This is a genomic window from Halorubrum laminariae, from assembly GCF_024494655.1.
GTDB classification, from domain to species: domain Archaea; phylum Halobacteriota; class Halobacteria; order Halobacteriales; family Haloferacaceae; genus Halorubrum; species Halorubrum laminariae.
The window spans coordinates 185,378-204,461 of record NZ_JANHDL010000005.1; the positions used below are offsets into that span (position 1 = coordinate 185,378).

Consider the following 19,084-nt stretch of genomic DNA (forward strand, 5'->3'; position numbering starts at 1 on the left):
TCAGTTCCCCTCCACCCGGAACTGGAACAGTTCCTCGTCGCCGTTGACGGTCAGGTACACGCGGTGGTCGGTTCCAGAACTGAGGTCTCCAGCCTCGATCGTGAGCCGGAGCACGTCGCCGCGGCTCCACGCCGCGCCGTCACCGGCAGAGACGAGGTCGCCGGTCATCGCGTCCGGCGGAACGTATGCACCGTCGAAGAGCACGTCGAGCCCGGAGCCGTCTGGCGCGAGCCGATAGGTGCCGGTGTTCTTTATCAACAGCGTCACGTTATCAGTACCCTCGTCGTACACCCCCGAACTCGGGTCGGAGATGATCGTCACGTCCGTGCGGAGCGTCTCCGTCGCGTCCAGTCCGGCGTCGTCGACGGCGGCGCTCACGCGGTCGACGCCGGTCGTGATCGTTCCCACGACGCTCGCGGCGATCACGAGGCTCGCGATGAACAAGATCAGATGCGAGACGGGGACGCTCGCCATCTAGCTCACCTCCGTCACGGTGGCGGCGTCGCGGACGCCGGACTCGACCACCAAGACGACGCGGGTCTCGCCACCGGTCACGGTGGTATCGAATGCGCCACCGTCGACCTCGACGGTCAGCGTCTCGCCGCCGAGCCAGAGTTCGGTGTCGGTGTCGCCGTCGACCGTCGTGATCGCCTCGGAGCTGCCGACATCGACGTACTCGTTGCCGACGACGAGCGTCGCGTCGTCTGCGACGAGGCCGAGCGCGCCGTCGTTGTCGGCGGTCACGGTGAGCGTCCCGTTGTTCGTGTCGTCGTACGTCGCATTCGTCACCGCGAACTCGGTGTTCTGCTGCTCCAAGGCGCGCTCGTGCATGCCGTGTTCAGCGTCCGAGACGCGGTCGAGACCGTTCGCAGCCACGGGGTAAAACGTCGTGAACGCGAAGAACAGCCCCGCGACGATGATGGCCGTCGAGGCGGAGACGCTAACGCCCATCGTCCCACCCTCCGTCGGCCGGATCGGCCCGATCGGAACGCGGGTTCGGGTCGTTCATCGGTCGCGGTGACCCGCCGTTCCGATCGCGCTCGGTCGATCCGTCGACTCGATCGTCCGAGCGCCCCTCGCGGCGACCAGACTCGTCGTCACGGCGGGCGGATCGGTCGGCTCTCGCGCCGGTGTCGGGCTCGTGTCCGTTCTCGCGGCGACCGTTCCGGTCACTCTGACGGTCGCCACGCCGGGGGTCATCGCGCCGACCGTCATCGCGCTGACCGTCGTCGCGACTGCCGCCGTGACCGCGCGACCGCCGCCGATCGCCGTGCGTGTTGATCGACGGCGCGCGGCCGCCCACGAGCGACCCCCCGGCGAGATCGTCCCACCGATCCAAGAGCATCAGGTGGCCGCTCGTCCCGTTGAGTTGGGTCACGTATCGGAGACTTCGCGTGTGGTGCTCCCGGACCAGCCTATCCGTGCCGGGGCGATCGACGACGTTGCGGTCGATCGTGCCGAACCCGGAGAGGAAGTCGCGAAGCCGTGCGGCCGCCTCCGGGCCGACCCACTCGATCCGCTCGTAGTAGTTGATCGCGCGGACCGCGTCGGTGACGTCGCTCTCCGAGACCAAGAACTCCAGCCACTCCATCACGAGGAGGTCGCCGACGTAGTCGCCGGGAAGCTCCGTGAGGTACGGCTTCCCGCGGCCGCCGGAGAGGTCGTCTGTGCCGACGTACTCGAAGCCGTCGCCGTTCGCCTCGGCGGGGTCGCCGCCGGGACGGGGGCCGCGCGAGCGGTCCGGCTCTGGATCGCTGTCGACGTGACCGCTCGATTCGGGCTCGGACTCGACGGGCTCGTCGTCGAAGGGATCCTCGGCGGCAGCCCCCTCGTCGAAACCGTCACCGGTGTCATCGAACGGATCGTCGCCGTCGTCGCCGAACTCGTCTGCTTCGTCCGTGTCCTCGCCCGGTTCGTCGAACGGGTCCGTTTCGTCGCCGGGAGCGTCGTCTCCCTCCTCGGCCCAGTCGGCCTCTCCGGCGTCGTACTCCTCTTTCAGCTCGCTGAAGCTCTTTCCATCGTCGTTCATGTCGTCTCCGTCGTCCGCCGTCGAAGTCTCGGACGTGGCGGCGGCGGGGTCGCCATCGTCCGTCTGTTCGTCCGTCTCCAGTTCGCCGAACGCGTCGTCCGCATCGCCCGCATCGTCCGCGTCGTCTTCGGCCTCGTCGAACTCGTCGTCGAGCAGGTCGTCATCGAAGAATCCGTCGGCGTCTGCGCTCGCGACATCGTCGTCGAGGTCATCGTCCTCGCCGCCCTCCTCCTCGTCGTCGAAGAGGCCGAACGACCCCTCGCCGCCGCCACTGACGCTGTCGAAGCCGCTCGAATCGTCGACGAACGGGTTGATCCCGCGGGTGACCATCTCGTAGATGTCGAGGAGGTTCCGGACGTCTTCCTCGATGTCGTCGACGGCAGCCGAGATCTCCTCGTTCTCCGATCGGACCGTCGAGACGGTCGAAGAGAGGGAGGCGACCTCATTTTCGAGGTCGTCGAGCCGCTTTTCCAGCTCGTCGGTGTTGCCACCGCCACCACCTCCGTCGTCGAAGTCGTCGTCCCACTCGTCCATGCCATCGAAGTCGTCGAAGCCGTCGCCGCCCATGTCACCGCCACCCATTCCTCCGCCACTGCCCATCCCTCCACCGCCGCCGAAGGGGTCATCGTCGCCGCCCATGCCTCCCGACGTGTCGTCGGATCCGTCGTCGTCGAGGAATCGATCGAGGACGCTCGCACCGACGAGCCCCAGCGTGGCGACTATCCATGCAGCCGTCGGAGCTCCCCACACCGGTAGTTCGAGGCCCATTACAAGCATCGACCCGCAGAACACACTTCAATGCACCTCTCAAAATATCATCAATGAGAAGACGGAGTTCGAACGGCTCAAAGCGTCCGTTCAAACCCGTCGGCCGCCCGTACCACGAGCCCGCCGTCTGCCCGCAGCCGGACCGTTCGTCCGACGCCGTCGCCCACGTCGCTCGCGACGATCGGCACGCCGGCCGCAGAGAGCGACTCCTCCGCGCGCTCGACGTTTCGCGGTCCCACTGCGTCGGTGAGATCCAGCATTTCCGCGCCCCCGGCGACGCGCGCTTCGAGCCGACCGGAAGACGCCCCCGACTCGCGAAGCGCCTCGATCAGCGCCTCGATGCCGGTGTCGACGTACTTCGCCGGCCGGGCAGTCGCCGAGCGCGCGTCACCCTCGTTCGGTAACATCGCGTGTAACAGCCCGCGGACGCCGGCGTCCCGATCGACGAGGCCGACGGCGACACAGGACCCGAGCCCGCTCGTCGTGAGCGTTTCGCCGTTCGTCGCCACCGCCAACTCGCCGACGCCGACCCTGATCCGACTCGGATCGACGGCGACCTCGTCGTCGTCGGACACCTGCCGGCCGCGGGTCGACGACGGGTGGCTCACGAGTCCGAGAGCTGTGCGAGTGCGTTAGCCAGTTCGCGCTCGTCCGGGAGTGCGTACACGTCACACCGCGCTTCGACGCCCTCCGTCTGAATCGCAGCGTCTATCACGAACCCGTAGTCCTGCCGCTGACTCAGCTTCGCGACGAGCGGGCTGATCGTCGCGGAGCCGATGTCGTGAACGAACTCGGGCGGCGAGTGCGCGATCGTCGTGCCCAGCACGTTCGCCCAGCCGTCGATGAATCCGCTTGTCATCACGTTACCGAGCTCACAGAGGGCGTTCTCGGCCATGTCGCCCAGCGGCTCGGCCGGCTCCATCGGGAGCATCGCCTCCGCGACGGTCGCCGCGGAGGACTCTTCGAAGAGGATCGCGAGGTAGCCGCTCGGCTTGCCCTGTAGCTCGAACACCGTTCCTGCGTGCGGCTCGACGCCGACCTCAGCGGGCACGTCGGCGAGGGGAACGAAGCGGAGGCGACTCACGTCGACGGTCGTCTCAAGGCCGGTCATCATCGCGATGTTGTCTGCGGCGTTCGCCGATCCCCGCTTCGCCAGCGACGCGAACGTCGACAGCGACTCGTACGGGACCGCGGGCCCGCCGCCGTCGCCGTCGACTCCTCCGGCCGCTTCGGCTCCCGGCGCTGCGGCCGCCGCGGGCTTCCCGACGATGAGGTCGCGGAACTGGCCGGAATCGGGCAGCATGTAGATCGAGAAGTCCAGGTCCGTGGTCGTCGCGTCGAGCCGGCTCTCGAAGAGGAACACGCCGTCGCCCGCGAGTGCCCCGTCCGGAAGCACCGTGGCACCGTCCGCCTCGAAGTACCGCGGTGGCGTCATGTCGATCGCCGTGCCGAGGTAGTTTGCCCAACCGTCGAGGAAGCCGCCGAGCGCGATGTTCCCGACCTCGCTTACCGCGCTGTGGCCCATCGACTGACCACCGGGGAGAAGCGACAGCAGGGCGTCGACGTTGGCGGCGTCGAACGCGAGCACCGCCTCGCCCTCCAGTCCGCCGCGGAGCCCGACGCTCACGCCGATCGACTCCCGGCCCGCGAACGCCTCGGCGAGGTCCTCGCCGCTGGCGACGCTCGCCCCCGTGACCTCGACCGCAAGGTCCGTCCCCGTCAGTTCGGAGAGCGCACCGGCCGCCTGTTTCGCCCCCTGTTCCGAGAGGCGGTTGCAGGCACCGAGCGCCCGGACGTCGACGCGCATTATACCGCCGATCCGATGGCGTCGAGCACGTTCGGCTTCTGGAACGGCTTCGTGATGTACCCCTCCGCGCCAGCCTTGATAGCGGCCTTCATCTTCTCCTCTTGACCGACGCTCGTACACATGATCACCGTCGCCTCGGGGTTGTCCTCCAAAATCTCCGTCGTCGCCTCGATCCCATCGCGGATCGGCATCACGATGTCCATCATCACGAGATCCGGTCCGTGCTCTTCGTACATGTTGACCGCCTCCACACCGTTTTCCGCCTCGCCGACGACCTCGAACTCCCCTTCGAGGATCTCTCGCAGGAGGTTCCGCATGAACTCCGAATCGTCCGCGATGAGCACGCGCGTTGCCATAGTTATCCGGAGAACGGAGGAGCCGTCACTTAACCGCTCGCCCGCGGTTCTCAGCGCTGAGAACCATCGCCAGTGGATCAGTCGATCGACGCATCGCACGTGCTCCTCCTCTGTCGGCACTCTGTCCCGCCGCCGAGTATCAAGATGGATAGCCGCAGCGAAACCGAACGCGACCGAATCGTCCGAATCGAAAGACGTGAGCGGGATCGAACGAACGACGCGTTCCGAAGAATTAAGCCCGATCACGCTGGGAGTTAGATGAGGATGAAGTCCTGTCCCCGGTGTGAGGCGTCGATCGACGACGAGGCTCGCTACTGTGCGGAGTGTGGCGCTCCCCAGACGGAGGCGGCCGCCGAGGAACTCGACGAGTACGTGCAACGACAGGCACAGCAGGTGGCGGCCGACGCGGGCGGTTCCGGCGGCGGTGTGGGTGATGACGGTAGGTCCAGCGACGGGTTCTCTCCCGCCGACGCTCTCTCCGACCGCGAGCAGCTCTGGCGACGCGGGTGTTACGTGCTCGGCTACGGGACAATCGTCGCCGCGCTCACGCAGATATCACAGAACGGTGTGATCCGCGTGTTCCCGCTGATCCTCGCTGGCGTCGCGATTCTCCCACCGATCCGTCGCCTCACCGCCGAACCGCTCGGCAGCCCGCTGAAACGCGAGGCGATGGCCGGGCTCTACGCGATCTTCGTCGCGATCGGCGCGGTGCTGCTGTTTCTGTTTTGACATCCTCCCCGCGCTGAAGCGCGAGGTACGACGAAAGAGTGCGCGGCGTGTGGCGTGGAGACAGCGAAGCCCATCTGGGTCAGGGAGCATTCGTGTCCCTCGTGTGGATTTGCGTGTGATCGTGACGCGAATGCGGTCGTCAGACTACGTCTGACGGGCAGCAAAATCGCACACGATTTTGCGACGGCGATAAACGTCTTGCAGAGAGGCTTTTCTGAACTAGGGCTGGGATGGCCCGAAGTCACGCCTGCGGAGACTACGCTCCCTACGGGCACCCATGGTGTCTGCAAAGCGCGTCATCGAAACAGGAAGCCCCATCACCAGAGGTTGGGGTAGTTCACTCCGCCTGCCGCTCGTCCGCGCCGTCGAGCGTGATCTCGGTGATCTCGACGATCCGGTCGTCACCGAGCAGTTCCTCGATCGCGGCGTCGGGCACGTTCTGGTCGAGGTTGTAGACGGTGAGCGCCTCGCCACCCTGCGTCTCGCGGGCGTTGAACATCCCGGCGATGTTGACGTCGTGGTTGCCGAGGACGCTCCCGATCAGGCCGATGACTCCCGGCTCGTCGTCGTTGCGCGCGACGAGCATGTGACCGTACGGGACCGCGTCGACGCGGAAGCCGTCGATTCGGACGATTCGGGCGTCTTCGCCGGCGAACAGCGTCCCCTCGACGGCGATCGAATCCTCGCCGTTGTGGACGGTGACACGGATGAGACTCTGGAAGTCCTCCGTCTGGCGGGTCTTCGACTCGGTCACTTCGATGCCGCGCTCCTCGGCGAGCCGCGGGGCGTTGACCGCGTTGACCTGCCACTCCAGCGGCTCGAAAACGCCCTTCAGGGCGCTCGCGGTGACGAGTTCGACATCTTCGGCGGCGATGTCGCCCTCGTAGGTTGCTTCGACCTCGGTGATGCGCCCGTCGAGCAGCTGCGCGGCGACCTTGCCCGCGGTCTCCGCCACGTCGATGTACGGCTCGATCCGCGGGAAGGCGGTTTCGTCGACGGAAGGCGCGTTGAGCGCGGTCAACACCGGCTCGTCGTTGAACGCCGCGAGGACGGCCTCTGCGGTGTCGACGGCGACGTTCTCCTGTGCGGCCTCGGTGGAGGCTCCGAGGTGTGGGGTCACCACGATCTCCTCGACGTCGAGCAGCGGCGAGTCGGTCGAGAGCGGCTCCTCGGCGAACGAGTCGAGTGCTGCTCCCGCGAGCACGCCGTCGTCGACAGCTTCCGCCAGCGCGGGCTCGTCGACGATCCCACCGCGCGCGCAGTTGATCAGGTAGCCGCCCTCCAGTTGGGCCAGCTCGTCCTCGCCGATCATCCCCTCGGTTTCGGGGAGGAGGGGCGTGTGGATCGTCGCGAAGTCGCCGGCCGCGAGCGCGTCGTGAAGGTCGTCTATCAGCTCCGCCCCGAGCCGATCTGCGCGCTCCTCGGAGATGTACGGGTCGTAGACGACCAGATCCATCCCGAGCGAGTCGAGCCGCTTCGCGACTTCTTGGCCGACGCGGCCGAGTCCGACGATGGTGAGCGTCTTGTTGTTCACTTCGGTGCCGAGGAACTCGCCTTTCGCCCACTCGCCGTCGACGAGCCGACCGTGCGCCTGCGGGATGGAGCGCGCGACGGCGAACGCCATCGCAACAGTGTGTTCGGCCGCGGCGCGGACGTTCCCGTCCGGCGCGTTGGCGACGATGACGCCGTGCTCGGTCGCGGCTTCGATGTCGATGTTGTCGACGCCGATCCCCGCGCGGCCGACGATAACGAGCTCGGAGGCGGCCTCGAAGACGGCCTCGTTCACGTCGGTTCCGGAGCGCACGATGAGCGCGTTGGCGTCGCTGACGGCGTCCAAGAGCGCGTCGCCCTCGACTTCGTAGTCCGTTTCGACTTCGTGGCCGGCGTCTCGGAGTCGGTCCAACCCCGCGTCCGCGATGGGGTCGGTCACGAGTACCTTCATACGCGTGTTCACCGGCGGCGCGAGGTTAACCCTTTCCGAATCGCGCCGTTTTGCCGCCGGGTCGATCCACAAATTTGCATATACAACCCCCCTATTTCCGGTGGAAACTGGTCATTTGTGCGTATACGACCCGACGGCCCGGGACCCGCGCGCCATCGGTTCGGAACCCGAGCACCAATGGAGCGGAACCCGAGCATCATCGACGCGGAACCCGAGCACCAATGGCGCGGATAGCGTCCTCCACCGCCGGTCGCGATCGATCGGCGTCGATTTGCGTCGCACGCGACGGCGGTACTGCCTTTTATACGCGACCACATGGCTCGGTATGGACCTCACTATCGCCTTCGCCGGCGTCGCCGCCATCGTCGTGTTGACGGCCATCAGCGCCTTCTTCTCCAGCTCCGAACTCGCCGTCTTCTCCGTGGCGAGCCACCGCGTCGACTCGCTCGTCGCCGCCGACGTACCGGGGTCACGGGCGCTCGCGACGCTGCGCGAGGACTCGCACCGATTTCTCGTCACCGCCCTCGTGAGCAACAACATCGCCAACATCGCGGCCGCGTCGGTCGCGACCGCGGTGTTCGTCCGATTCGGCTTCTCTGCGGGCACCGCGGCGACCGGCTCGACCGCGATCACCTCGGTGTTCATCATCGTGTTCGGCGAGATTGCGCCCAAGTCGTACGCGGTCGCGCACGCGGAGCGACACGCCCTGCGCGTCTCGCGGACCGTCGTCGCGATCCAACGCGTCCTCCGCCCGATCTTGTATCTGTTCGAGGCGCTCTCGGGCGTCGTCAACCGGTTCACGGGCGGCGAGTCGGCGATCGAGTCGTACCTCACCCGCGAGGAGATCGCGACGCTCGTGTTGTCCGGGGAGGCCGCGGGCGCGCTCGACGCCGACGAGAGCGCGATGATCCGGGGCGTCCTCGACTTGGAGGCGACGCGCGTGGCGTCAGTGATGGTCCCGCGCACGAACATGGTCTCGCTCCCGGCAACGGCGACGCCGGCGGACGTGCTCTCGACGGCCGCGCGCGAGGGCGTCACCCGACTCCCGGTCTACGGGGAGAACCGCGACGACGTGGTTGGCGTCGTCGACGTGCGCGATGCGATCCGCGCCAACGAGGCGGGCGACGACCTGGCGAGCGCGCTGCGGGAGCCGACGGTCGTTCCGGAGACCCAGCCGCTCGACGAACTGTTCGAGCGGATGCGCGCCGAGGGATTCCGGCTGGCGGTCGTCGTCGACGAGTTCGGCGCGGTCGTCGGGCTCGTCACGCTCGAAGACGTGATAGAGGAGGTCGTCGGCGAACTCGTGGGTCGATGGGAGCACGACCACGTCGACGTGGTCGGCCCGGACGCGGCGGTCGTCCGCGGCTGGACCACCGTCGCACACCTCAACGAGTCGCTCGGGCTCTCGCTGCCGAGCGAGGGCGTCGAGACGGTCGCCGGCCTGATCACCCAACGGCTCGGTCGCGTCCCCGCCGAGGGCGACCGTGTCGAGGTCGGCGACGCGACGCTCGTCGTCACGGGCGCGACCGCGACCCGCGTCACGCGGGTCCGGGTCGAACACTCGGGGGCCGTCGAGGCGACCGAGTCCACCGGGGAAGCACAGGACGACGATCGACGCGACGACCGCGACGACGAGCGGCGCGGCGAGGATCGAGACACCGACCGGAACGGCGACGCCGCTGGCGATTTGTCCTAACACAACATACATATCTCTCGGTCCGATTCCCTCGACATACGTAGTTCTCTCATGATGGCTCGAAGGGTCGGTGGTCGCCGGTGATGGCGCGCTGGGAGTGCGACCACTGCGGGTTTCTCGCGTGGGCCGCCGACCGCGACGAGATGCGCGAGGTCACCGGCTCGCACCTGTTGGCGCACGTCCCCGAAGCCGTCACCCGCTCGGACTTCCGAACGAACTGGGACTGCCCGTACTGCAACACCGAAAAGACGGTCTACGACGCCGACGGCGCGGTCAGCGAGTTCAAAACGCACCTCCACGAGCACGTCGCCGATCGGATCGTCGACGACGCGCACGTGGCCGACCGCTTCGGCTGGACCGGCGCGGTTCGGATCGACGCGCCCGTCGACAGCGACGACGCCGACGCGCTCCGCGCCCACTTCCACGGCCACGCCGACTTGGTGATCGCGGTCACCCTCGACCCCGAGCGGTTCGTCCGACTGGTCGACGACCGGCTCGACGCGTGGCCGCGCCGGACGGTCGTCGTCAGCACGGAGGAGTACCCGTTCGACGCGGAAGCCGAGATCGGCGTCGACGACGGTTCGATAGAGATCGTCGAGATCGATCCCCGACTCGGCCCCGACGAACTGGGCGAGACCGTCTCGCGGATCATCGACGTGAACCACGCCGCGGGCGACGTGCTCTCGCTCGAAGTGAGCGTGTTCCACGAAATCGTGTCGAGCTTCGACGTTCGGACCGCCTGCGCGTTCGTTCGGATGCTCTCGGCGCGGATCGACGACTCCGGCGGCGCGCTCCAACTCTATGTCGACGGCGACGCCGACCCGAACGTCTCGACCGCGATGAACTTCCTCGACGACGACATCGACTTGGCACTCACGCCCGCCGACGGCCGCTTCATTCGCCGCGTGTGAGGCCAGTGGCGTCGCTCTCGTCTGTCGCCGTTTCGTTCCCGTTCGACCCGTCCGACCCATCCTCGATCCCGGTTGATTCCGCTTCCGTCTCACCCGTTCGACCCTCGTGCCGTTCGGTGTAGTCGGCCGGCCACCGCACGTAGACGTACTCGATAGCCCGATCGACCGCGGACTCGGCCGTCCGCCGCTTGATCCGCCGCACCACCCGCCGCGCGCGCCGCTTCGTGTCCGGCCGCGTCACCGAGTCTTCCGAAAGCTCCCGAAGCGCGCGCTCGACGCTCGGCGTCGCGACAAGCGGCAGGTATGCGGCCGCGATGTCTGCGGTCTGTCCGTCGGGATGGTCGAGCGCGTCGAGGAGCCGCGAGACCGCGAGCCCGCGCTCGGAATCGGTCCCGTCGTCCCCGTCGGTGCGCGCGGCCACGGCGAGTTCGCCGAGGAGCCACGCGGCGCACCGCTCCGTTTTCGCGGTCACGCGATCCGACCGATCGCCCGTCACAATCTCTCCGAGGTGCCGTCTGATCGTTCGGTCGTCGTCGGCCTCCCTTCCGGTCTCTCCGTCGAGTCCACCTCGATCGTTTGCCGCGGGAACGAGTCGCTCGCGAAGCTCCCGTCCGCGGACGGCCTCGCCCTCGGCGACGAGCCGGACGAGCGACACCGCCGCGGCGTATCGCACCGCGGGCGAGGGGTCGTCGAGCGAATCGAACAACGTCGCTGCCGCATCACGCCGATCGATACCGTGGAGTCGCTCGACGGCGAGTCGTCGCAGGCGCTCGTCGCCGGCGTCGGCGGCCGTCGCGAGGAGGTCCACGGCGTCTTCGGTCTCGATCGCGACCAGCGCGTCGACCGCCGCGCGCCGAACGAGCGCGTTCGTCGTCCCCAACAGTCCCCTGATCGGCTCGACGGCCTCGCCGCCGAGTTCGGCGTACGCGCGAACCGACCGCGCCCGGACCCGGGGGTCGCCGTCGTCGAACGCGCCGCGGACGATCTCGATCGACCGCTCGGTCCCGACCGACGCGAGTCCGGTCGCACCGACCATCCGATACTCGCCGAACTCGCTGGTGAGCCACCGCGCGAACAGCTCTTCGGGCCCGCGCTCGTCCGCGGTCTCCCGCTTTCGGACCTCGGTCGTGGCCCGCTGGACCAGTTCGTCGAGATAGCGGTCGCCGTGGAAGTACAGCGAGTCGATGGCCGCCGCGCGCACCGCCGCGTCGTCGTCGTCGAGGGCCACGCGGAGCAGGCGGTCGGCGATCGCTCGTTCGCTCGTCGTCATGGAACTCGACGGGTTGCCGAGCGCCGCCGCGGCCTCCTTCCGCGTCGCCGCGTCGTTGCGCTCGTCGAGCAGCGCGAACGCCTCCGGCCGTCCGTCCGCCTTCGACCGCGCGTCTGTTCCGTCCCCGTCCGATCCGCTCATCTCACGTCTCCTGCTCGCCGTCGCGACGACTCGTCGCCTTGCCGACGAGAGGTGCCAGCCACCCGGCGCGCGATACGTCGTTCATCTGTCAGACTCTCTCCGCGTCTCTCGATTAAATGTACCCCCGCGGCTATCAGATGTGAGAGTCAGACCGATCCGAGCGGGAACGTCTCGACCGTCTCGTACTCCGGGCCGTCGGGCGTCAGCGTCGACCGAACGAGTTCGACCTCGTCGACGCCGAACCGTCCGAACTCGGGGTCGCGCTCGCGGACGATCCGCTGGACCAGATCCTTCCCCCGGGCGTCGTCCATCCGCGCGAGGGTGACGTGCGGGGTGAACGCGTGCTCTGCAGGGTCGACGCCGAGCGCGGTCGTCTCCCGTTCGAGCGCCTCGTGGAGCGCGGTGAGGGCGGCGGTCCCGTCGGAGATTCCGGCCCAGACGACGGAGATGTACTCCAGGTCGGGGAAGACGCCGAACCCCGTGAGTTCGCACTTGAAGGGGTCGCGGTCGGCGTCGGCGACCGCGCGCTCGCCGGCCGCGATCACGTCGTCGAGGGCGGGACGAGTTCCGTCGCTCTCGGACCCGGATTCGCCGATCTCGCCGAGGAATTTCAGCGTCACGTGCGCCTGTGTCGTGTCGGTGAACCGCAACCCGGCTGCGTCGTCGAGATCGGCCTGTATCGCTGCGAGCGGGTCGGCCAACGCGTTGGGGAGGTCGACGGCGAAGAACGCGCGCATGAGCGGTCGGTGGTTGAGGCTGCAATCGGAATACGTCGTCGGCGTCAGCGTCGCCGGATGACCTCGATCTGCGTCGTCTCGCAGTCCGTCAGCCGTCGTGTGGCGGGTGTACGAAGAGCCCGTCCGCGATCGGCAGGCTCGCGGCGAGAGAGGCGCTGGCGACGGCGGCGGTCCACGCGTCGAACAGCAGCGCGGCCAGCGCGTACGCGCCGGCGAAAAGCAGGGGAACGAGCGCGAGTTGCACGTCTGCGCGTCCCGGGGCGTTCGGCGCGTCGAGAACGGTCGAGCCCCCCATCAGTCCATGTACCCCAAGTCCTGGAGCTTCCGTGCGATCTGACGGGCCTCCGTCTCGGAGATTGCATCTTCCGACTCCATCTCGCGGACGACGACGTGTTTCATGAACTCCTTGACGGAGCCGAACGGCTCGTCTTCGATGTACTCCTCCACGTCCGCGACGAACTCCTTGCGCAGCGAAATCGTGGTGTAGTCGCTCATTGCCGAGACGGTGGTCCGCCTCCGATATAAATCTTAATTACATCTAATTACAGCTGTCTGCGGAGCGTCTCGGCCGTCGCGTCGCCGACGCCGTCGACATCGGTGAGATCGTCGCGGGAGGCCCCGCGAACGCTCTCGACGGATCCGAACCGCCTGAGCAGCCGCCGGCGGGTCTGCGGGCCGACGCCGGGCACGTCGTCGAGTACCGTCTTCACCTCGTCGCGGACAGTCTGATGGTACTGGACCGCGAAGCGATGCGCCTCGTCGCGCACGCGCTGGAGCAGGTGGAGTTCTGACGCGTCGTCGGGCCACCGCTCGGTCCCCATCGGGGTCACCACCAACTCTTCGGCCTTCGCGAGCGCGACGAGGGGAACGTCCCACCCCGTCTCCGCGAGCGCGTCGCGCGCGGCCCCCAGTTGCCCCTCCCCGCCGTCGATGAGCAGGAGGTCCGGGTCGGGCCGGTCGTCCGCGCCGTCGAGCGCGCGCTCGGCGCGCCACCGCACCAACTCACGCATGTTGGCGTAGTCGTCGTTGCGCTCGGTGAGCTTCTTGCGGCGGTAGTCGGCCGTCTCGGCGCTCCCGTCGACGAAGCACACGTCGGAGCCGACCACGGCAGTCCCCTGCGCGTGGCTCACGTCGAACCCCTCGATCCGGTCCGGCCTGTCGGTTCCAAGCCGGTCGCCCAGCGCGCCCACGGGATCGTCTCGGCCGCCGCGCTTGCGGGCGTTCTTGAGCGCGAGCTCGACGAGCTTCGCCTCCCGGCCCGCGCCCGGCACCCGAACCGAGACGCCCTCCGCTTCCAGCCAGTCGAGCACGTCTGGGTCCGTCGGCCGCTCGGCCAGATAGATCGCGTCCGGGAACTCGCGCTCGGCGTAGTACTGCGTCAGGAACGCCGACAGCACCGCGGCGGGAGTGTTGGCGTCGCGTTCGGTGCGGCTCGCGGCGTCGCTCTCGGCGTCGCCGCGTGAGGTGTCGCTCGCAACGTCGCCGTCTCCCGCCGCCACAGCGGCCGCGTCGAGCCGGTGGCGGCTCCGGTCGACGAGCTGTCCTCGCTCGCTGTGGAGTCGGGCCACGCGGGCGGTATCGCCCTCGACGGCGGCCGCGAGCACGTCGACGGTGCGGTCGTCGCCGCGGTCGCTCACGGCCTCACCGCCCGCGCCGTGGAACGCCTCGACGGCCTCCAGCCGGTCGCGCAGGTTCGCGGCGCGCTCGAACTCCGCCGCCTCCGCGGCGGCGTCCATCCGCCGCCGGAGCGGATCGGCGAGCGCGCCCGTCTCGCCCTCGAAGAATCGCCGAGCGGCGGCCACGTCCTCGGCGTAGCTCTCGGCGTCGATCTCGCCGGTACAGGGCGCAGAGCAGATGCCCATCTCGTAGTCGAGGCAGGGCCGGTCGCGGTCCGCGTACTTGTGGTCCGAACAGCCGCGGAGCCCGTACACGTCCCGGATCGCCTTCAAGACCGTCTCGACGCGGCCCTTGTCGGTGAACGGTCCGTAGGCGACCGCGCCCTCCTCCGGGTCCCGGGTCACCTCGATCCGGGGGACCTCGTGGTCCGAGAAGGCGACGAGCGGATACGACTTGTCGTCTTTTAGCCGGACGTTGTATCGCGGCCGAAGCCGCTTGACGAGGTTCGCCTCCAGCAGCAGCGCCTGCGTCTCGGTGTCGGTGACGGCAAAGTCGATCCGGTCGGCGCGATCGACCATCTCCCGGATCCGCCCCGAGCGCGGGTCGGCGTACGACCGGACCCGGTCCCGGAGGTCGACCGCTTTGCCGACGTACAGCGTGGTCTCCCCACGACGGAACTGGTACACTCCGGGTTCGGTCGGGAGCGTCCCGGCCCGTTCGCGGACGGCGTCAGCGTCCATTCTCGGTAATGGATAGCCGTCGAACGCGTTTGAACGCTGTGGGGCAGGATCGTGAGCACCCCATCCACCGTCCGACGCGATTATCAGTAGGGAAAACCGGATACAACGGTTTATATAGGTTGTCTGGCGACCCTCACACAGATATGACGGGACTTCGAGGACTGCTCCGGCGGGCACTCGGGCGAAATCGGGATTCGCGGTCCGTCCCGGACGGCGGTATCGTCGTCGACGACGCCGACCAACCGACCGAGCCTGGCGCGGACGACGCCGACCAACCGACCGAGCCCGGTACGAGCGATACCGGCTCTCACGCGGTACGCGATGAGGCGGGCGTCAACCGCGCCGACACGCTCGCTGGGGCCGGCTTTGAGCAGGTGTTCGACGCGGCGAGTGTCCCGATGTTCGTCCTCGACTGTCAGGGCAACGTTGCCGAGTGGAACGAATCGATCGCCTCCCTCACCGGGACCGATCGCGAGGACGCGATTGGACACAGCCACGTCTCCGAGCTGTTCTACCCGGACGGCCGCCGAGCGGACACACTCGCCGACAAGGTACTCGACGCGCCGGAGACCGCCGACGAGGCGTACGGCGTCGAGCACTGTGACTCGTCTCGCAACCGCTACCGCGACACCAGCACGATGGTCGACCGCCACGGAGACGAAAAGCACATCGAGTTCACGGCCACCGTGCTCTACGGCGACGACGACGAGGTCGTCGGCGTCACCGAAGTCGTCATCGACCGGACAGACGACGTGGAAGACCGCGACGCGACGAGCCGACTCGTCACCGAGATCCGTCGGACTGCGGAGACGATCGGCGACGGGAACCTCGACGCCCGCGCGCAACGAAAAGATGAGTTCGCTCGGCTCGACGACGAACTGCTCCGCGTCGTCGACGTGGTCAACGGGATGGCGGCAAACCTCGAAAACCTCTCGAACGACGTTCACGAGCAGGCCCGCGAGATCGACGCGACCGTCGAAGAGGCCAGCGCGGCGGCCGGCGAGATCGCCGAGAACGTCGACGAGCAGAACGAGCTGCTCGAAGAGAGCGTCTCGGAGATGCAGTCGTTCTCGGCGGGTATGGAAGAAGTCGCCGCCACCGCAGACCAAGTCGACTCCGCGGCCGTCGCCGCCAGCGAGGCGGCCGACGAGGGGCTCGACGCCAGCGAGGACGCTCGCGAGGCGACGGAAGACGTCGTCGAGATCGGCGACGAACTGGTCGACAGCGTCGGCGCGCTCTCCGAACGGATGGACGACATCGAGGAGGTCATCGAGGTGATCTCGGACGTGGCCGAACAGACGAACCTGCTCGCGCTGAACGCCAACATCGAGGCCGCGCGCGCCGGCGAGGACGGAAACGGCTTCGCGGTCGTCGCCGAGGAGGTGAAGAAGCTCGCAGACGAGACCCGCGGCTACACCGAGGACATCACGGAGAGCCTCGACCAGCTGCAAGCGCAGTCTGAAGAGACCAGCACCGCGGTCGAGCGCTCTCACGAGCGGATCGACGACGCCGGCGCAGAGATCGAGACGGTTCTCGACGCGCTCGAAGACATCGCCGACGCGGTTGACGAGGCCGCCGCGGGCGTCGCCGAGGTCGCTCGCACGACGGATGACCAGGCCGCCACCGTCGAGGAACTCACGTCGTCGCTCGAAGCGGTCCGCGAGCGCTCTGACCGCACCGGGGCGGCGACCGACCGCATCGTGACCGCGACCGACGAGCAGGAGATCGCCGTCGACGAACTCATCACGCGGGTCGAACGGCTCGACGCGAAGTAGCCGCCGTCGTCTCCGTCCGACTTCCCCCCGTCTCTCTCCGGAGATCCTCGATCCGTAATTTTCCCGCCGCCGAACGTTTAACCCCAGCGAGTCCCCAGAACTGGTATGTCCGTCACGCCGCCCGGACCCATCGGTGACCCCCTCTTCGGCAACGGCCGGCAGTACGCCGCCGACCCCTTCTCGTTCATGCGCGCCTGCGCCGACAGCTACGGCGACGTGATCCGGTTCGACCTCGGCCCACGCGAGACGTATCTGCTCGCGAACCCTGCCGACATCGAGCGCGTCCTCGTCGCCGACGCGGACCGGTACCGCAAGCCGAAGTTCGGCGACGGCGCGATGGATCGACTGCTCGGACAGGGGCTCCTCATGAGCGAGGGCGACACCTGGCGACAACAGCGCGACCTCGCGAATCCCGCGTTCCACAACAGCCGGATCGCCGCGCTGTCGGGGACGATGATCGAGCACACGCGCGACCACCTCGCCGACTGGGAGCCCGGCGAGATCGTCGACGTGCAGCTTGAGTTGGCGCGGCTTACGGTGCGAATCATCGTGTCGGCGATGTTCGGGGCCGACGTGACCGACGAGGAAGTGAAAACGGTCCAAGAGGAGCTAGAGCCGCTCGGTGCCCGGTTCGAGCCCGACCCGCGACGCTTTCTGATCCCGAACTGGGTGCCGACCCGCGAGAACCGCGAGTTCGACGTCGCCGTCGACACCCTCGAATCGGTGATCGACAGCATCGTCGAGCGCCGACTTGGGACCGAGCGCGACCCGGCCACAGACCCCGCCGGTCCCGACGGCGTCTCGGTCCCTAGCCCCGCGGGCGACCCCGACGGCGACCTGCCGATGGACCTGTTGTCCGTCCTGCTCCGCGCTCGCGACCGCGGCGAGCAGACCGACGAGAACCTCCGCGACGAACTCGTCACGATGCTGCTCGCCGGACATGACACGACCGCGCTCACGCTGACCTACACCTTTTACCTCCTCTCGACGCACCCGGCGGCCCGCGAGCGGGTCGAGGCGGAGGCCGAGGCCGCGACCGACGGGGGTCGCGCAGCGGACGACGCGACCCCCGCTGACGGCCCGCCGACCGCGGCCGACGCCCGCGAGATGGAGTACACTGACCGCGTGCTCTCCGAAGCGATGCGCCTGTATCCGCCCGTGTACACCCTATTCCGTGAGCCAAAGCTCGACGTGAAACTGGGCGGTTATCGGATCCCGGAGGGATCCGCGCTCATGCTCCCGCAGTGGGTCGTCCACCGGTCGACGCGGTGGTACGACGACCCCGAGACGTTCGACCCCGGGCGGTGGGCCCCCGAACGCCGGAGCCAGCGCCCGCGGTTCGCGTACTTCCCGTTCGGCGGCGGCCCGCGCCACTGCATCGGCAAGTCGTTCTCGCTTCTGGAGGCCAAGCTGATCCTCGCCGAGGTCTGTTCCGCGTACGAGCTCGACTACGAGGGACCCAACCTCTCGCTTCGCGGGTCGCTGACGATGCACCCCGACCACCCGGTCCCGATGCGCGTCCGCGAGCGGTGAGCGGGGTGACGGACCACTCGGCGGAGCACGCGCCGGGAGTTTCCACCCGCGACGCTCCGTACTGCCGCCGCTGCGGCGAGCCCCTCGTGCGCGGCGCGATCGGCAGCCGGCAGCGCGCCTGCTGTCTCAACGCGACGCCGATCGCCGGGGTCTGTCCGACGCACGGGCCGGTCGGTCCTCACCACGCCGTCGACGATCCGAGCGACGCGGCCGACGCCGAGTAGCCGCCGACCCGGTCGGGTGCCGACCGTCGCCCCGACCGCAACGCCGAAGACCGCCGCCCCCGATACTCCGGCTGTGACCACCGGAGCCATCATCGCCGGCGGACGCTCGACCCGCTTCGGCGACGCCGACAAGGCGCTCGCCGAACTCGCCGGCGTCCCCTTGATCCGCCGCGTGGCGGACCGGCTCGTCGGCGCGGACGACCCGATTCCGCCGGGCGCGGGTCGCGCCGCCGGCGGCGACCCCGTCGTCGACGACCTCGTGATCAACTGTCGGGCCGATCAGCGAGAGGCGATCGCGGCCGCGCTGGACGGTCTCTCGCTTCCCGTCCGCTGGGCGATCGACGGGGACCCCGCCCTCGGCCCGACCGCGGGGATCCGAAACGCCTGCCGGGCGGCCCGGAACGAGTACGTCGTCGTCGTCGCCTGCGACATGCCGTTCGTCGATCCCGCGTTCGCGGCGGCGCTCGTCGAGGACGCCGCGGGCCGCGACGCCGCAGTGCCGCGGCTCGACGACCGATGGCTCCAGACGACCCAGGCGGTCTACCGAGCCGAGGCGACGGCGGCCGCCTGCGACCGCGCGCTCGACCGCGGCGACCGGAAGGTGGTGGTGGCGCTCGACGAGCTAGACCGGGTGACCGTCGACGACACGACGATCCGCGATCGGACGACGCCGCGCACGTTCACCAACGTCAACACCCGCGAGGACCTCGCCGACGCGTCGGCGATCGTCGAGGCGGCCCTCGGCGACGGGTGACGGCTCTCGGTCCGTGGCTCTTACATCCGCAGGCGGCCCCGCACCCGCCGGCAGT

The 19,084-nt window shown here is 68.6% G+C and carries 19 protein-coding genes and 1 pseudogene; 8 read left to right on the top strand and 12 right to left on the bottom strand.

Annotated elements, in window-relative coordinates; all coding sequences use genetic code 11:
* From arlG to cheY, 6 genes are all read right to left on the bottom strand, one after another.
* Positions 1-474 (bottom strand): archaellum stator protein ArlG, encoded by a 474-nt coding sequence (gene arlG / locus NO887_RS10985; RefSeq protein WP_256418333.1) that lies wholly within the window; start codon positions 472-474, stop codon positions 1-3.
* Complete coding sequence (gene arlF, locus NO887_RS10990) at positions 475-951, bottom strand: archaellum stator protein ArlF (protein ID WP_256418334.1); 477 nt, start codon at positions 949-951, stop codon at positions 475-477.
* Complete coding sequence (locus NO887_RS10995) at positions 941-2,797, bottom strand: FlaD/FlaE family flagellar protein (RefSeq protein WP_256418335.1); 1,857 nt, start codon at positions 2,795-2,797, stop codon at positions 941-943. Before NO887_RS10995 ends, arlF begins: the two co-directional genes overlap by 11 nt.
* A gap of 77 nt (positions 2,798-2,874) precedes the next feature.
* Entirely contained in the window at positions 2,875-3,405 is a 531-nt protein-coding gene (locus tag NO887_RS11000) for a chemotaxis protein CheD (protein ID WP_256418336.1), read from the bottom strand.
* Positions 3,402-4,604 (bottom strand): chemotaxis protein CheC, encoded by a 1,203-nt coding sequence (locus NO887_RS11005; RefSeq protein ID WP_256418337.1) that lies wholly within the window; start codon positions 4,602-4,604, stop codon positions 3,402-3,404. The genes NO887_RS11000 and NO887_RS11005 overlap by 4 nt, the downstream gene beginning before the upstream one ends.
* Positions 4,604-4,960 (bottom strand): chemotaxis protein CheY, encoded by a 357-nt coding sequence (gene cheY, locus NO887_RS11010; protein WP_256418338.1) that lies wholly within the window; start codon positions 4,958-4,960, stop codon positions 4,604-4,606. Before cheY ends, NO887_RS11005 begins: the two co-directional genes overlap by 1 nt.
* A 264-nt stretch (positions 4,961-5,224) precedes the next feature.
* On the opposite strand from cheY, the gene NO887_RS11015 reads away from it, so the two are divergent.
* Both NO887_RS11015 and NO887_RS11020 read left to right on the top strand, forming a co-directional pair.
* The gene (locus NO887_RS11015; protein ID WP_256418339.1) at positions 5,225-5,689 is read left to right on the top strand and encodes a zinc ribbon domain-containing protein; all 465 of its coding nucleotides are present in this window, start codon (positions 5,225-5,227) and stop codon (positions 5,687-5,689) included.
* Positions 5,690-6,002, top strand: a pseudogene (locus NO887_RS11020) (zinc ribbon domain-containing protein); the annotation flags it as partial.
* A gap of 24 nt (positions 6,003-6,026) precedes the next feature.
* Here the strand turns inward: NO887_RS11020 and serA are convergent.
* Positions 6,027-7,631 (bottom strand): phosphoglycerate dehydrogenase, encoded by a 1,605-nt coding sequence (gene serA / locus NO887_RS11025; RefSeq protein ID WP_256418340.1) that lies wholly within the window; start codon positions 7,629-7,631, stop codon positions 6,027-6,029.
* A 325-nt stretch (positions 7,632-7,956) separates the two neighbouring features.
* Between serA and NO887_RS11030 the strand changes: the two genes are divergently transcribed.
* Both NO887_RS11030 and NO887_RS11035 read left to right on the top strand, forming a co-directional pair.
* Positions 7,957-9,327, top strand: coding sequence for a hemolysin family protein (locus NO887_RS11030; protein ID WP_256418341.1), 1,371 nt, complete (start codon positions 7,957-7,959; stop codon positions 9,325-9,327).
* Between the two features lie 80 nt (positions 9,328-9,407).
* The gene (locus tag NO887_RS11035) at positions 9,408-10,238 is read left to right on the top strand and encodes a hypothetical protein (protein ID WP_321169356.1); all 831 of its coding nucleotides are present in this window, start codon (positions 9,408-9,410) and stop codon (positions 10,236-10,238) included.
* Here NO887_RS11035 and NO887_RS11040 read toward each other — a convergent pair.
* From NO887_RS11040 to NO887_RS11060, 5 genes are all read right to left on the bottom strand, one after another.
* Positions 10,222-11,649, bottom strand: coding sequence for a HEAT repeat domain-containing protein (locus NO887_RS11040; protein ID WP_256418343.1), 1,428 nt, complete (start codon positions 11,647-11,649; stop codon positions 10,222-10,224). The genes NO887_RS11035 and NO887_RS11040 overlap by 17 nt on opposite strands.
* Positions 11,650-11,795: 146 nt before the next feature.
* Positions 11,796-12,386, bottom strand: coding sequence for an RNA 2',3'-cyclic phosphodiesterase (gene thpR, locus NO887_RS11045; protein WP_256418344.1), 591 nt, complete (start codon positions 12,384-12,386; stop codon positions 11,796-11,798).
* An 88-nt stretch (positions 12,387-12,474) separates the two neighbouring features.
* A complete protein-coding gene (locus tag NO887_RS11050) occupies positions 12,475-12,681 on the bottom strand; it encodes a DUF8015 family protein (protein WP_256418345.1) in 207 nt (68 codons plus the stop codon).
* Positions 12,681-12,881, bottom strand: a complete 201-nt coding sequence (locus tag NO887_RS11055; protein ID WP_256418346.1) for a hypothetical protein — start codon at positions 12,879-12,881, stop codon at positions 12,681-12,683. Before NO887_RS11055 ends, NO887_RS11050 begins: the two co-directional genes overlap by 1 nt.
* 47 nt (positions 12,882-12,928) lie before the next feature.
* Positions 12,929-14,743: an excinuclease ABC subunit C gene (locus NO887_RS11060; RefSeq protein ID WP_256418347.1), complete on the bottom strand. Its 1,815-nt coding sequence runs from the start codon at positions 14,741-14,743 to the stop codon at positions 12,929-12,931.
* A gap of 143 nt (positions 14,744-14,886) precedes the next feature.
* Between NO887_RS11060 and NO887_RS11065 the strand changes: the two genes are divergently transcribed.
* The 4 genes from NO887_RS11065 to NO887_RS11080 all read left to right on the top strand — a co-directional run bounded on the left by NO887_RS11065 (position 14,887) and on the right by NO887_RS11080 (position 19,029).
* Positions 14,887-16,518, top strand: coding sequence for a methyl-accepting chemotaxis protein (locus tag NO887_RS11065; RefSeq protein ID WP_256418348.1), 1,632 nt, complete (start codon positions 14,887-14,889; stop codon positions 16,516-16,518).
* A 105-nt stretch (positions 16,519-16,623) separates the two neighbouring features.
* Positions 16,624-18,051, top strand: coding sequence for a cytochrome P450 (locus NO887_RS11070; RefSeq protein ID WP_256418349.1), 1,428 nt, complete (start codon positions 16,624-16,626; stop codon positions 18,049-18,051).
* Positions 18,052-18,056: 5 nt separating this feature from the next.
* The gene (locus NO887_RS11075) at positions 18,057-18,275 is read left to right on the top strand and encodes a hypothetical protein (protein WP_256418390.1); all 219 of its coding nucleotides are present in this window, start codon (positions 18,057-18,059) and stop codon (positions 18,273-18,275) included.
* 73 nt (positions 18,276-18,348) lie between these two features.
* Complete coding sequence (locus NO887_RS11080) at positions 18,349-19,029, top strand: molybdenum cofactor guanylyltransferase (RefSeq protein ID WP_256418350.1); 681 nt, start codon at positions 18,349-18,351, stop codon at positions 19,027-19,029.
* Positions 19,030-19,084 lie beyond the last annotated feature (55 nt).

Excerpts from the sequence above, each read along its gene's own strand:
- thpR (WP_256418344.1), bottom strand. The coding sequence starts at position 12,386 with ATGCGCGCGTTCTTCGCCGTCGACCTCCCCAACGCGTTGGCCGACCCG.
- NO887_RS11005 (WP_256418337.1), bottom strand. The coding sequence starts at position 4,604 with ATGCGCGTCGACGTCCGGGCGCTCGGTGCCTGCAACCGCCTCTCGGAA.
- serA (WP_256418340.1), bottom strand. The coding sequence starts at position 7,631 with ATGAAGGTACTCGTGACCGACCCCATCGCGGACGCGGGGTTGGACCGA.
- NO887_RS11040 (WP_256418343.1), bottom strand. The coding sequence starts at position 11,649 with ATGAGCGGATCGGACGGGGACGGAACAGACGCGCGGTCGAAGGCGGAC.
- NO887_RS11065 (WP_256418348.1), top strand. The coding sequence starts at position 14,887 with ATGACGGGACTTCGAGGACTGCTCCGGCGGGCACTCGGGCGAAATCGG.
- NO887_RS10995 (WP_256418335.1), bottom strand. The coding sequence starts at position 2,797 with ATGGGCCTCGAACTACCGGTGTGGGGAGCTCCGACGGCTGCATGGATA.
- NO887_RS11070 (WP_256418349.1), top strand. The coding sequence starts at position 16,624 with ATGTCCGTCACGCCGCCCGGACCCATCGGTGACCCCCTCTTCGGCAAC.
- cheY (WP_256418338.1), bottom strand. The coding sequence starts at position 4,960 with ATGGCAACGCGCGTGCTCATCGCGGACGATTCGGAGTTCATGCGGAAC.
- NO887_RS11015 (WP_256418339.1), top strand. The coding sequence starts at position 5,225 with ATGAAGTCCTGTCCCCGGTGTGAGGCGTCGATCGACGACGAGGCTCGC.
- arlG (WP_256418333.1), bottom strand. The coding sequence starts at position 474 with ATGGCGAGCGTCCCCGTCTCGCATCTGATCTTGTTCATCGCGAGCCTC.
- NO887_RS11050 (WP_256418345.1), bottom strand. The coding sequence starts at position 12,681 with ATGGGGGGCTCGACCGTTCTCGACGCGCCGAACGCCCCGGGACGCGCA.
- NO887_RS11055 (WP_256418346.1), bottom strand. The coding sequence starts at position 12,881 with ATGAGCGACTACACCACGATTTCGCTGCGCAAGGAGTTCGTCGCGGAC.
- NO887_RS11030 (WP_256418341.1), top strand. The coding sequence starts at position 7,957 with ATGGACCTCACTATCGCCTTCGCCGGCGTCGCCGCCATCGTCGTGTTG.
- NO887_RS11060 (WP_256418347.1), bottom strand. The coding sequence starts at position 14,743 with ATGGACGCTGACGCCGTCCGCGAACGGGCCGGGACGCTCCCGACCGAA.
- arlF (WP_256418334.1), bottom strand. The coding sequence starts at position 951 with ATGGGCGTTAGCGTCTCCGCCTCGACGGCCATCATCGTCGCGGGGCTG.